At 83.0% G+C, this 394-nt stretch carries 1 pseudogene; it reads right to left on the bottom strand.

Annotated features, from left to right (window positions below):
* Nucleotides 1–394 (bottom strand): annotated as a pseudogene (locus tag IH45_RS01000000144840) (hypothetical protein); the annotation flags it as partial.

Below are 394 nucleotides of genomic sequence, written 5' to 3'. Positions count from 1 at the left end.
CGAGCGGCTGGCGGCGGGGCCGGGCGCGCCCGCGGGCGGCCGGACCCAGTCCGTGGCGGGTGCCTGGGCGTGCGGCTGCGGCTCCCTGCTGTCGCCCGCGCGGGGGCCGGGGCCTATCGGCGCCGAGGTGCCGGCGAGGCGTACGGAGCCGTCCGGCACCTCGGCGTCCGGCAGCCGCGACGGTACGGGCGGGGCGGCAGAAGCCTGCGGTGCGACGGAGACCTGCGGGGCCGGAGAGACCGGCGGGGCGGCGGCCACCGGCCCGGCGGGCGCGGACTGCGGCAGCTGCGCGGCGCCGCGCGGATCGGCGCCCCGGTGCGCGCCGGGGCCGACACCCGCGCCGCGCCCTCCCTGTTGTGGGGGCGCCCCCCCCGCCAGTCCCTGCACTTCAAGA

It is taken from the genome of Streptomyces rimosus subsp. rimosus (genome assembly GCF_000720725.1).
In the GTDB taxonomy this organism is placed as follows: Bacteria; Actinomycetota; Actinomycetes; order Streptomycetales; family Streptomycetaceae; genus Streptomyces; species Streptomyces rimosus_A.
This window is presented reverse-complemented; position numbering and strand designations above follow the sequence as displayed.